The 12091-nt window shown below is 72.0% G+C and carries 12 protein-coding genes; 7 read left to right on the top strand and 5 right to left on the bottom strand.

Features of this window, described 5'->3' with window-relative positions:
- Positions 1-47 precede the first annotated feature (47 nt).
- The 3 genes from DEI95_RS09170 to DEI95_RS09160 all read left to right on the top strand — a co-directional run bounded on the left by DEI95_RS09170 (position 48) and on the right by DEI95_RS09160 (position 3320).
- Positions 48-1205 (top strand): sensor histidine kinase, encoded by a 1158-nt coding sequence (locus tag DEI95_RS09170; protein WP_111060049.1) that lies wholly within the window; start codon positions 48-50, stop codon positions 1203-1205.
- Positions 1202-2518, top strand: a complete 1317-nt coding sequence (locus DEI95_RS09165) for a hypothetical protein (protein WP_111060048.1) — start codon at positions 1202-1204, stop codon at positions 2516-2518. The genes DEI95_RS09170 and DEI95_RS09165 overlap by 4 nt, the downstream gene beginning before the upstream one ends.
- A 130-nt stretch (positions 2519-2648) precedes the next feature.
- Entirely contained in the window at positions 2649-3320 is a 672-nt protein-coding gene (locus DEI95_RS09160) for a response regulator transcription factor (protein WP_111060047.1), read from the top strand.
- Positions 3321-3539: 219 nt separating this feature from the next.
- Here DEI95_RS09160 and DEI95_RS09155 read toward each other — a convergent pair whose 3' ends face one another.
- The 4 genes from DEI95_RS09155 to DEI95_RS09145 form a co-directional block, all read right to left on the bottom strand.
- On the bottom strand, positions 3540-4808 hold the full coding sequence (locus DEI95_RS09155; protein ID WP_111060046.1) for an MFS transporter: 1269 nt from the start codon (positions 4806-4808) through the stop codon (positions 3540-3542).
- A 210-nt stretch (positions 4809-5018) separates the two neighbouring features.
- Positions 5019-5195 carry a hypothetical protein gene (locus DEI95_RS16680; RefSeq protein WP_181436259.1) on the bottom strand — a complete coding sequence of 59 codons (177 nt, stop codon included), beginning with the start codon at positions 5193-5195 and terminating at the stop codon, positions 5019-5021.
- Positions 5196-5326: 131 nt separating this feature from the next.
- Entirely contained in the window at positions 5327-5635 is a 309-nt protein-coding gene (locus DEI95_RS09150) for a thiamine-binding protein (protein ID WP_110900133.1), read from the bottom strand.
- Positions 5632-6909: a glycosyltransferase family 87 protein gene (locus DEI95_RS09145; protein WP_111060045.1), complete on the bottom strand. Its 1278-nt coding sequence runs from the start codon at positions 6907-6909 to the stop codon at positions 5632-5634. Before DEI95_RS09145 ends, DEI95_RS09150 begins: the two co-directional genes overlap by 4 nt.
- Positions 6910-7093: 184 nt before the next feature.
- On the opposite strand from DEI95_RS09145, the gene DEI95_RS09140 reads away from it, so the two are divergent.
- Complete coding sequence (locus DEI95_RS09140; protein ID WP_258365875.1) at positions 7094-7819, top strand: YceI family protein; 726 nt, start codon at positions 7094-7096, stop codon at positions 7817-7819.
- Between the two features lie 83 nt (positions 7820-7902).
- On the opposite strand, the gene DEI95_RS09135 is transcribed toward DEI95_RS09140, so the two are convergent.
- On the bottom strand, positions 7903-8772 hold the full coding sequence (locus DEI95_RS09135) for an ADP/ATP-dependent (S)-NAD(P)H-hydrate dehydratase (protein ID WP_111060044.1): 870 nt from the start codon (positions 8770-8772) through the stop codon (positions 7903-7905).
- Between the two features lie 24 nt (positions 8773-8796).
- Between DEI95_RS09135 and DEI95_RS09130 the strand changes: the two genes are divergently transcribed.
- The 3 genes from DEI95_RS09130 (at position 8797) to DEI95_RS09120 (ending at position 12037) form a co-directional block, all read left to right on the top strand.
- Entirely contained in the window at positions 8797-9420 is a 624-nt protein-coding gene (locus DEI95_RS09130) for an HAD-IA family hydrolase (RefSeq protein ID WP_146243640.1), read from the top strand.
- A 209-nt stretch (positions 9421-9629) separates the two neighbouring features.
- Positions 9630-11000 (top strand): hemolysin family protein, encoded by a 1371-nt coding sequence (locus DEI95_RS09125; protein WP_258367557.1) that lies wholly within the window; start codon positions 9630-9632, stop codon positions 10998-11000.
- A complete protein-coding gene (locus tag DEI95_RS09120; protein ID WP_110891332.1) occupies positions 10997-12037 on the top strand; it encodes a hemolysin family protein in 1041 nt (346 codons plus the stop codon). Before DEI95_RS09125 ends, DEI95_RS09120 begins: the two co-directional genes overlap by 4 nt.
- The last annotated feature ends 54 nt before the right edge of the window (positions 12038-12091 follow it).

The raw sequence follows: 12091 nt of genomic DNA, 5'->3' as shown, positions 1-12091 counted from the left end.
TCCCAAGACCAACCAGTTTCCCGAACCAGGAACAGCCAGGACCAACGATGGAACTCCTCGCGCAGGAACGCGACCGCCTCCTCCGGTCGACGACGCGTGTCGTGGGCATCGTCTGCGCGCTCGTCAGCGTCGTCGCCGTGGCCACGTCGCTCGCCGTGCCCGCGCTGCCGCTCGTGGTCGGGTTCACGTGCATCGCCGTCATGATCGGTGCACTCGTCGCCTTCGGGTGGAACGGGTCGACCTGGTGGACCGCCCTCACGGTGCTGAGCGGTCTCGGCGCCGTCGCGGTCCTCGCCACCGCCGTCGTCCCCGACGACCGCGGAGTCATCGCGAGCGCGCTCGTGCCGCTCGCCGGCGGCGGACTGGCCTCCCTCCTCATGGCGCAGCGCGGACACCCCGTCGGCCTCGGCATCGCGGCCGCCGCCGGTGTCGTCTCGGTCACCCTGATGTCGTGGGCGAGCGGCACGGTCCTCTCCCTGCCCGTCAGCGGTGTCCTGCTCGGCTGGGTGCTCGTCGCCGTCGTCGCGGTGTGGATCAGCCGGAGCATCCCCCGCGTGGCGCGACGCATCTACACGATCGGGACAGCGCACCGCGCCGAACGGCAGGCCAGCGAGACCGAGGCGCAGCGGCGGCAGGGAGCACGCCTGCTGCACGACACCGTCCTCGCGACCCTGACCCTCCTCGCGCACAGCGGTGTCGGCGTCTCCGAGCACGCGATGCGCGAGCAGGCCGCCGAGGACGCCCGCCTCCTCCGCCACCTCCGCCTCGGCGCGACCCCGCAGCCGCAGCAGTCCGGGGACTACTCGCTCACCCGCACCGAGGAGTCCCCGCTCGGGCAGACCCTCGAGTCGGTCAAGCAGCGGTTCGGCCGGATGGGGCTCGAGGTCGCCTGGCACGGCACCGGACAGGTCCTCCTGCCGACCCACGTCCTCGACGCCTTCCTGCTCGCGCTCGGCGAGTGCCTCGAGAACGTCCGTCGGCACGCCGGGGTCCCCGAGGCGCACGTCACGATCGTGCACGACGAGGCGATGGTCCGCGCCATGGTCACCGACTCCGGCGTCGGCTTCGAACTCGACGCCGTCAGCTCCGAACGACTCGGGTTCAAGGAGAGCGTCGTGAACCGTCTCCGTGAGGTCGGCGGCGACGCCCGGCTCTTCTCCGCGCCGGGCTCCGGCACCACGGTCGTGTTGGAGGCACCGCGGTGAGCCGCATCCCCGAGGACACCATCAGCCGGGGGCTCACCGGTGACCAGGACGCACCCCGTACCCGCCGGGAGGCCCGGGAACGGTACCGGGGCACCGAGCGTCGGCAGGCGCGCGGCCTCCCCTCCACGTCGACCGGTGCACGTTCGCTCCGCCAGGCCGCCCAGCCCGGCGCCTCCCTCGGAGCCGGCCACCTCGGGCTCGGTGCGGCCGTCCTGACCGGTCTCGAGGCACTCGGCGGCATCGTCTTCTTCCTCGTGCACTGGGAGGACTACGGCAACCCCTGGTTCACCGCCAGCGCGTGGCTCCTCTTCGTGGCCGCCGCGACCTGCGTCATCGCCATCGTCCTCACCTACGGCGAGCGGTTGACCGGTCTCGCGTTCGGCCTCATCTGCGTCGTGCTCGCCAGCGTCGTCGCGCTCGACTTCATCGGCATCTGGTCCCAGCACGACCTCGGGCACACCTCGACCGCGTCGATGGCGGCCGGGTTCGCCCTCCTGCCGATCACGACCCTCCGGCCCGCGCGCGAGGTCATCGCGGCGATCGTCGGCCTCGGGCTGGCCTTCGTCATCTACGCGGTCGTCTCCACGCCGATCAACCCCGAGACACTCCCCGGCCTCGTGACGCTCCTGTCCGTGACGGTCGTGCCGCCGTCGCTCGCGCTCTTCGTCGTGCACCGGTTCCGCCAGCTCGTGCAGCGCGAACTCGACCGGGTCCTCGTGCAGAGCAACGTCGGTGCGCCGCAGTTCGCCGTCGGGATGCTCGCGTCGGACGAACTCGCCCGGCTCGACCTCGCAGCCGAGAAGCTCCTCGACGCCGTCGCGAACGGATCCGACCCGTTGCCGCTGTCGGACGCGTCCGCCTCCGTCGCCGCCTCCCTCGCGACCGAACTCCGCCTGCACCTCATCGAGGGGCGTCGCGAGACGTGGCTCTACCACGCCATCACGGAGTCGGACCGGCTGGGTCGAGCCGTCGCCGTCGCCGACCCCGGTGCCCTGGCCGGACACCTGTCCCCGGCGCAGCGCGACGGTCTGCTCCAGGCCCTCTGGCTCATGGTCGGCGACGGCCGGAGCCAGCAACCCGGCGTTCCCGTCGTGTCGGTCACCCTCGGACCGGTCGGGACCGACGGCCACCCGGTCAGCGACGACCGGATGGACGTCCCCGTCGTCATCGAGTCCCGCGGGGTCCCCCGTCGGCGCCTCGGGCCCGCAGCGTGGGCCGCCCTCCAGCGCATCGGCCCGTACACCGACAGCATGCGGGACGGCGTGCTGCACGTCACCGCGCACTGCGTCGTCGACCGGCACCCGCAGATGTGACGCACCCCGCGCCTCCCGGCACCGTCGACGTGCGTCATGCGGACAACCAGGCCAGCCTCCCCAGACCGGACCACCGACCCTCCTAGGATCGGCAGGCCCCGGACGGACACCACGAGAAAGGACGCCGAGCATGGCGACTCCAGCGGAACCGATCAGACTCGCACTCGTCGACGACCACCGGATGCTCCTCAGCGCCCTGACCGAGTGGATCCGCAACGCCGCGGACGACATCCAGATGGTCACCGCGGTCACCACGTGGCCCGAGCTGCTCACCAGCCCGGGGTTCCCGGTCGACGTCGTGCTCCTCGACCTCGACCTCAAGGACTCGATCCCGGTCTCGCTGAAGATCTCGACGCTGAAGACCGCCGGCGTGAAGACCGTCGTGATGAGCACGTACTCGGAGCCGAACGTCGTCCGCGAGGCCCTCGGCGCCGGCGCCCTCGGCTACCTCGTCAAGAGCGAGGACGCGGCCATGATCGTCGAGGCGATCCGCTCGGCGCAGCGCGGCGAGCAGTACGTCTCCGCCGAACTCGACCTGGCCATCAACTCCGGGGACGTCGGCGGCGTCCCGAAGCTCAGCGCGCAGGAGCGTCGCGTGATGGCGCTCTACGGCGGCGGCGAGCCCGTGAAGAGCGTGGCGTACCAGCTCGGCATCTCCGAGGAGACCGCGAAGAGCTACCTCAAGCGCATCCGCGAGAAGTACCGCGTCGCCGGCTTCGACGTGGGCACGAAGGTGGCGCTCCGGAAGCGGGCGATCACCGACGGCATCATCCTGCAGGACGGGTCCCCGCACGGGTTGTAGCAGCGACCCGACCCGCCGCGCCCCGCCAGGTTCCGGAATCTCGGCATCTCGAGCGTCGAGATGCCGCAATCGTGGAACCGGAACGGTGCACACGCGGCGCGTCGTGGAACCGCGACGACAGCAGCCGGATGCGTCGACAGCGCTGTGCGCACGGGAGGCGCGGCACCAGTCAGCGCGCCCCGTCGAGCCCGACGGACCCGGGTGGGGCCGGGGGACGCGTCAGTGCGTGGACACGACCTCGCGGATCGGACCGGTGCTCGCGCCCGCCGTCCCGAGCGCCGCTGCGCGACGCTTCGAGCGGCCCTCCACCGCGTAGCTGATCACCGCGACGACGACGCCGAGCAGCGCCAGACCGATGCCGAGCCAGCCCGGCGCGAGGAACCCGAAGCCGGCCGCGATGACTGCCCCGCCGAGGGCCGCACCGAGCGAGTTGCCGAGGTTGAACGCCGAGTGGTTGAGCGCTGCCGCGATGGTCCGGGCGTCGCCGGCGATGTCCATCAGGCGGGACTGCACCGCCGGCGGGATCGCGGACGAGGTCGCTCCGAGCAGGAACGCGCCGACGAAGAGCCCGACGACCCACTGCGCGGTGAGCACCGTCACGAGCAGCGCGCCGATCAGGGCGAAGAGCCCCACGAAGATGGTGGCCTTCACGCTGTGGTCGGCCAGGAACCCACCGAGCAGGCCGCCGACGACCATCCCGAGCCCGACGACGACGAGCACCAGGGGGACGGTGGACTCCGACAGTCCGGTGACGTTCTGCACGAGCGGCGAGATGTACGAGTAGACGGCGAAGAACCCGCCGAACCCGACCGCGCCGAGGCTCATCACGATCCACGCCTGCGGCAGGCGGAAGACCCGGAGCTCACGGCCGATGGTCGCGTGGACATCCCGGGCGCTGCGGGGGACGAACGCGGAGACCGCGAGGAAGGTCAGGGCGAACAGGGCGGCGACGACGCCGTAAGCGACACGCCAGCTCGCGACCTGCCCGATCCACGTCACCGCGGGCACGCCGACGACGTTCGCGACGGAGAGGCCGAGCAGCACGAGTGCGATGCCCTTGCCCCGCTTGCCCGGGCCCATGATGTCGCCGGCGACGATCGAGGCGATGCCGAAGTACGCGCCGTGCGGGAGTCCGGCGACGAAGCGTGCGACGACGACGAGCCCGAAGGACGGCAACACCGCGCTGGCGACCGTCGCGACCGCGAACCCGATCAGCAGCACCATGAGCAGGCCCTTCCGGGGGAACCGGGCCGACATCGCGGCGATCGTCGGCGCTCCGACGACCACACCGAGGGCGTATGCGCTCACGAGCCATCCCGCGTGCGCGACGCCGCCCTCGGGGTCGGCCGCGTACTGCCCGGGCAGGAGCGCCTCGGCGATGTTCGGCAGCAGGCCCATCGCGACGAACTCGGTCGTGCCGATGGCGAACCCACCGAGCGCGAGGGCGAGGATGGCGAGCGTGCGGCGGGCCGGCGTGAGCTGCGACATGGGACCTGTTCTCGTGCCGGAGCACGGTGGGATCGGAGGCGGTGGACGACCGAGGTCGCGGCTGGATCAGTGTAGACCGCTCCAACACCGCGGCGGAAGGAACTGGTCGCATCGATTCGATCCGCTGGCAGGAGCGGACGACGACGAGGGGACAGAACGCGGCCCTGCCGATCGGGATTCCCGATCGGCAGGGCCGCGGACACGGGCGCCTCAGGCTGCGCGCTGCTCCGGCGCACGGGAGGCGGTACGCGCCTCCGGCAGGTCGTCGCGGTGCACCCACCCGGAGCCGCACTCGGTGCAGCTCGCCCAGGCGTTCCCGCTCTGGTCGTCGACGTCGATCACGACCGAGCGGAGGTCACAGTCCGGGCACCAACCGTCGTGCATCATGAGCGGGCTCCTTCCGTCGTGGTGCCGGTGCTCGTGCACCGGCTGATGAGGACAGCACACACCCGACCGCCGACATCACGGCGACGTCAGCGGCGTGTCGGACGGACCCACACCGGCCGGTCGGGCGGGGCTCAGTCGCCGAGCGCCGCCTCGAGCCGCTCGAGCTTCCCGTCGATCTCACCCGTGTGCCCCGGTCGGATGTCCGCCTTGAGCACGAGCGAGATGCGGGTGCCGAACGGTGCGACGGCCTCGGTCGCCCGCTTGACGACGTCGAACACCTCGTCCCACTCCCCCTCGATCTCGGTGAACATCGACGAGGTGCGGTTCGGCAGTCCGGACTCGCGGACGACCCGGACGGCCGCGGCGACGGCGTCGTGCACGGAACCGTCCTCGTTCGCAGCGGGTCCGCCGGACGGGGCGATGGAGAAGGCGACGATCATGCGCCCATCCTGCCCCGCTCGCGGTCCGCGTGCGCGGCTCCGGTGGCCGGACGGGAGGCCCGTGGCTCGATCCCGTCCCGCCACATCCGGACCAGGACGACGACCGACCAGACGAGCACCGCGACCTCCAGCAGGTTCCGCAGCGACAGCACGACGAGGATCCACGGCTGCACGGCGAGCACCTGGTCGTAGTACGCCGGGTAGACGAGCTGCGTCAGGAAGGCCATCGGCAGCATCGCCCCGGCGACCGGCAGGAACCGCCACGCACTGCCGCGCCCGGCGACGAGCCCCCAGACCACCGGCACGGCGAACCAGCCGATGTACTGCGGTGACCCGACCTTGTTCGTCGCGATGAGCGCCGCCACGAACAGCAGCGCGAGGACCGGTGCCACCCGTGCCCGCTGCGCGCCGGTGCGGACGGCGAGCAGGGCGAGGACGACGCCCACCACGACGACGACGGCCATGAGCGGGGTCGAGAGCGCTGCGACGACCTCCGTCCCGGCACCGGACACCTCGAACGTCAGGATCTCCTGGTCGTAGAACACCGCGGCGCCCGGCACCCGCGCCGCTGCCGCCCACAGGTACGGCGTCGCGAGCGGTGACTCGATCTGCAGGCCGCGCCCGGTCTGTTCGCCGATGAACGAGAACAGGTGCGCGGCGCCGCCGAACAGCACGTCAACGAGCACCACGAGCGCGGTCACGGTGAGCGCTCCCGCGACCACCTCGACACGACGCCCCCGACGGAGGACGACGAGCACGCCGACGAGCGCCGCCGGCCAGACCTTGACCCAGGCGGCGACGGTGAACACCGCGGCGGCGATCCCCGGACGAGCCGCGACGGACGCGACCCCGACGAGCGCGACCGCGGTGGCGACGGTGTCGACGCGTCCGAGGCCGATCGGCCCGAGCGCGAGCAGGAACGCCAGCCACCACCAGACGACCCGGACGCCGAACGCCCGGTAGCGCCAGAGCACCGCGCAGACGACCGCGTGCAGCAGCACCATGAGCAGCAACCAGCCGGAGCCGATCGCCGCGGTCCCGCCGAGTGATGCGGCAGCCATCGGCACGATCGCCAGGATCGGGTACACCCACGGAGCGTCGATCCCCACCCAGAAGTGCGAGGCGTGCCCGGACTCGATCCAGCGACGGTACGTGATCGTCACGTCGCCGATCGGCTGGTTCGGGACGACGAGGGTCAGGGTCCAGAGCAGCGCGTGCACCGCGGCGAACGCGACCACGAACGCGACGATCTCCGGCCACGGGTTCCTGCGCACCGGATGAGCGTACCGAGTCGGGACGGGCCGACCGCCGCTGTCCACAGGGCCGGTGACGCTGCCACCGCCGTCCGGGCACCACGGCGGCCCTGGCCCACAGCCGATCCGGATCGACAGCCGATCCGTATCCACAGCCGACCCGGATCCACAGCCGATCCGGAGAGTGACGTGTCACCGTCCTCCTGTGACCCCAGCACCGGACCGTCCCGCGCCCCGCCGCCCGCGCCGCCGTCTCCTGACGTGGCTCGTCATCGCCGTCGTCGTCCTGGCCGTCGCGGTCGTCGCCGTCGTGGTCGGCACCCGCGCCTACACATCCACCGAGAACGCGAAGGCCTCGGCCACACCCAGCGTCGCCGCCACCCGCGCGCCCTCCACGCTCGAGCCGGAGGACCTGTCCGGCGAGTGGACGATCGGCGACGGGTCCGAGGCGGGCTACCGCGTGCACGAGGTCCTCAACGGCTCCGACGTCACCGTCACGGGTCGTACGTCGAGCGTCACCGGCACGGCGACCGTCGACGGGACGACGATCAGCGCGGCCACGATCACGGTGCAGGTCGGCGACATCGCCACCGACTCGGAGCAGCGCGACTCGTACTTCCGCGACTCGGCGCTCGACACCCAGGCGTTCCCGACCGCCACCTTCACGCTCACGGAGCCGATCGAGGACGCGGTCCCGTCGGGCGACGCCACCACCGAGGTGCGGGCCACCGGCACGCTCGACCTGCACGGCGTCACGAAGCCGGTCACCGCGACGCTGCAGGTCGGACTCAGCGGTGACGGCGTCGACGTCTCCGGCTCGGTCCCGATCACGTTCTCGGACTACTCGGTGCAGGCCCCGGACCTCGGGTTCGTCAAGGTCGACGACGCAGGCGCGGTCGAGTTCCTCGTGCACGCCACGCCCGCCTCCTGACCACCCGTCCGGAAGGTCGCGACGCGACCACCTGACGGCCGGGAGGCGCGGCACCGGTCGGCACCGCGCCTCCCGTCGGTCCCTCAGTCCAGACCGTCGGTCCGCCAGTCCGCCTGCGCGTCGCCCCGCACCGCGAGGTCCCGCACCACACCCGGCAGCTGCTCCACGAGTCCCGTCATCGGGAACGGGCCACCACGCGACGCCCGGCGTGCCGCGACCCCGTGCACGACCGCAGCGGCGGCGGCGAGGTGCGCCAGCTCTTCCGACCCGACCTCGCTCGTCCCGGCTCGCGCTGCGACGAGGGCTCCGAGCACCCCGCCGAGGACGTCCCCGGCACCGGCCGCGGCGAGCCACGGCGTCGCCGAGGACGCCACCAGCCGGACCCCGCCGTCGGGCGTGACGACGTGCGTGTCCGCACCCTTGAGCAGCACGACGCTGCCGGTGCGCTCCGCCGCACGCAGCGCAGCACCCTGCGGGTCCCCCTCGACCTCGTCGCGGGCCACCCCGAGCAGGGACGCTGCCTCGCCGGCGTGCGGGGTGAGGACCGCGAGCGGCCCGAGGTCGACGAGCGGGATCGCACCGGCGTCGACGACGACCGGCACGCCGTCCTCGGACGCGTGCGCGAAACCGTCGCGGGTCGTCGCGTCGAGCTCGTCCAGCGAGGCCGCCGAGATGCCCGACCCGACGAGCCACGCCTGCACGCGGCCGACCCCGGCGACGATCTCCGGCCGTCGGGCGAGCACGAAGTCGGTGGCACGGTCGGGTCCGACGTACCGGACCATGCCGAGCCCGGTGTGCACGGCGGCGTCGACGCCCATGACCGCGGCACCCGGGTAGGCGGCGGAACCGGTGGCGACCCCGAGGACCCCGCGCCGGTACTTCGAGGTGTCCCCGGTGGGGACGGTGATCCAGGCGGCGGCGTCGGCGGGTCGGACGGAGACGAAGTCGTTCATCGTCCCCACGGTACGGTGACGGGCATGAGCCTGTCCCTGCCCGGCCGTGTCGTCGTCTTCGACTACGGCGAGGTGATCAGCCGCACCCCGCACGCCGCCCGTGCCGCGCTGCTCGAGGCGACGGGGCTCGAGGCCGACGAGCTGTTCCCCGTGTACCAGGAGCTCCGGGACGACCTGGACCGTGGCGACCTCTCCGTGCTCGCCTACTGGCGGGCGATCGGCGAACGGACCGGGCGGTCCTGGTCGGTCACCGAGATCCACCGGTTCTGGGCGCTCGACTACACCGGGTGGTTCGACGTCGACCCCGAGGTCCTGGCGCTCGTCGAGGAACTGCACGACGCCGGCACGCGCCTGGCGCTCCTGTCGAACGCGGGGTTCGACTTCAGCGACCCCTACCGGTACTCGCCGATGGGCTCGATGTTCGAGACCGTCGTGGTGAGCGCGGAGGAGCACGTGCTCAAGCCGGACGCGTCCATCTACCGCGACACGTGCGACCGCCTCGGGATCGAGCCCACCGCGATGGTGTTCGTCGACAACCGTGCGGAGAACGCCGCCGGCGCGGACGCGGTCGGTGCGGTCGGCGTGCACTTCACCTCGGCGGCGGCCCTGCGGTCGGCGCTCGAGGAGCTCGCCGCCCCGACGGGGTGACGACGACCGACGGCGTGACGGCGGACCGGGATCGGCCGGGAGGCCCGGCGCACCGACCGGGCGCCTCCTCGGTTCCTCCGAGCGAGCGCCCGGTACGATTCCCTCATTGTGGACGACCCTCCTAGTTGCGCTGACCATCACATGCCCGCCGCTCACACAGTGAGCTGCCCGACTCCGAGGTGTGCCTCGTGAGCCCCGTCGACGTCCTCATGCTGATCGGCGGGATCCTGCTGACGCTCGGCACCGGGGTCTTCGTGGCCTCCGAGTTCTCGCTCGTCAACCTCGACCGCGCCGACGTCGAAGCCCGCCGCGACCGCGGCGAATCCGGCCTGAGCCCCGTGATCGGTGCGCTCAAGGTCACGTCGACGCACCTGTCGAGCGCCCAGCTCGGCATCACCCTGACGACCCTGCTCACCGGGTACCTGCTCGAACCGTCGATCGCGAAGCTGCTCGAAGCACCGTTCCTCGCGATGGACCTGCCCGAGGGGGTCGTCGAGACCGTCGGATCGATCGTCGCCCTCGTCATCGCCACCCTGCTGTCGATGATCCTCGGCGAGCTCGTGCCGAAGAACTTCGCCCTCGCGCTGCCGCTCCAGACCGCGAAGCTCGTCGTGCCGCTCCAGGTGGGCTTCACGACGGTGTTCAAGCCCGCGGTCGCCGTGCTCAACGGCACCGCGAACGCCGTGCTCCGCTCGATCGGCATCGAGCCGCAGGAAGAGCTGTCCGGCGCCCGGAGCGCCGAGGAGCTCACCTCGCTGCTCCGCCGTTCGGCGTCCGAGGGGTCGCTGGAACAGGACACCGCGACGCTCCTCGAGCGGACGCTGGCGTTCTCCGAGCTCAACGCGAGCGACGTCATGACGCCCCGGCCGCGGCTGTCGACGATCCGTGTGTCCGACAGCGCCGACGCCGTCATCGCCCTCGCCCGCCGGACTGGCTTCAGCCGCTTCCCGGTGATCGAGGAGGACGCGGACGACGTCGTCGGACTCGTGCACGTCAAGCAGGCCGTCTCGGTCCCGCGCGAGAAGCGCGCCGAGGTCCCGGTCGGCGCGCTGATGACGGACGCCGAGCGCGTCCCCGAGACCATGCCCGGCGACACGCTGCTGACCGAGGTCCGCGGCCGTGGGTACCAGATGGTCATCGTCGTGGACGAGTACGGCGGGACGGCCGGTGTCGTCACGCTCGAGGACCTGGTCGAGGAGATCGTCGGCGAGGTGTCGGACGAGCACGACCGCGCCCGCATCGACGTCGTGCGCAGCCGCGGCTGGCTGACCTTCCCCGGGCTGCTCCGTCCGGACGAGCTCGAGGACCGCGCGAGCGTCACGGTGCCCGAGGACGGCCCGTACGAGACCGTCGGCGGGTTCCTCATGCAGGAGCTCGGGCGGCTCCCGGTGGTGGGGGACGAGGTCGCGATCGACTCGGGCGTGTTCCGCGTCGAGCGCCTCGACGGCCGTCGGATCGACCGCATCCGCTACACGCCGAACCCGGTCGACTCCCCCACCGGGAGCACCGCCACCCCGACGGGGACGACCACGAAGACGACGAGCACGACGACGACCGACACCGCGGAGGCCGACCGATGAGTTCCGACTGGTGGGGCATCTTCTGGCTCTTCGTCCTCCTCGGGGGCAACGCGTTCTTCGTCGCCGCCGAGTTCGCCGTCATCTCGGCACGTCGCTCGCAGATCGAGCCGCGGGCCGAGCAGGGCTCCCGTGCCGCGCAGATGACGCTGTGGGCGATGGAGCACGCGACCCGCATGCTCGCGACCACGCAGCTCGGCATCACGGTCTGCTCGCTGCTCATCCTGAACGTCTCCGAGCCGGCGATCCACCACCTGCTCGAGGTCCCGCTGCACCTGACCGGGTGGAGCGCCGAGGTCATCGGCGTCGTGGCGTTCGTGTTCACGCTGCTGCTCGTGTCGTTCCTGCACGTCGTGTTCGGTGAGATGGTCCCGAAGAACATCTCGTTCTCGATGCCGGACCGGGCCGCGCTCATGCTCGTCCCGACGCTCTGGTACATCGGCCACGGCCTGCACTGGGTGGTCGTCGGCCTCAACGAGGTCGCGAACGGGGTCCTGCGGCTCTTCAAGGTGGAGCCGAAGGACGAGGCGGTCAGCGCCTACACGGTCGACGAGGTGCAGACGATCGTCGAGCAGTCCCGGCGCGAGGGCACCCTCGCCGACGACTCGGGCACGCTCCGGATGGCGTTCGAGTTCACCGAGAAGAAGGTGAAGGACGTCGCCGTGCCGATGTCCGGGCTCGTGACGCTGCACGAGGACGCCACCCCGGCGGACGTCGAGCGGATGGTCTCGCAGCGCGGGTTCTCGCGCTACGTGCTCGTTGACGACGCCGGTGACCCGACCGGGTACGTGCACGTCAAGGACGTCATCGACCTGCGGCCGGACGAGTTCGACGACCCCGTGCCGCCGAAGCGCATCCGCCAGCTCATCTCGCTGTACACGGAGATGGACCTCGAGGACGCGCTCGCCACCATGCGCGGGGCCGGGCGCCACGTGGCCCGGGCGTTCGACGCCGAGGGGCGGACGACGGGCGTGCTCTTCCTCGAGGACATCCTCGAGGAGCTCATCGGCACCGTCGAGGACGCCACCCGGCGTCGCTGACGCCGGTCGCTCCCGCGACCCGGGACGGACGGGAGGGGCTCACCTCCCGTCCGT

The sequence above is a fragment of the Curtobacterium sp. MCBD17_008 genome (genome assembly GCF_003234475.1).
Lineage (GTDB): Bacteria > Actinomycetota > Actinomycetes > Actinomycetales > Microbacteriaceae > Curtobacterium.
Note: the sequence above shows the minus strand (reverse complement) of the source record. Positions and strands in the feature narration are given on the sequence as shown.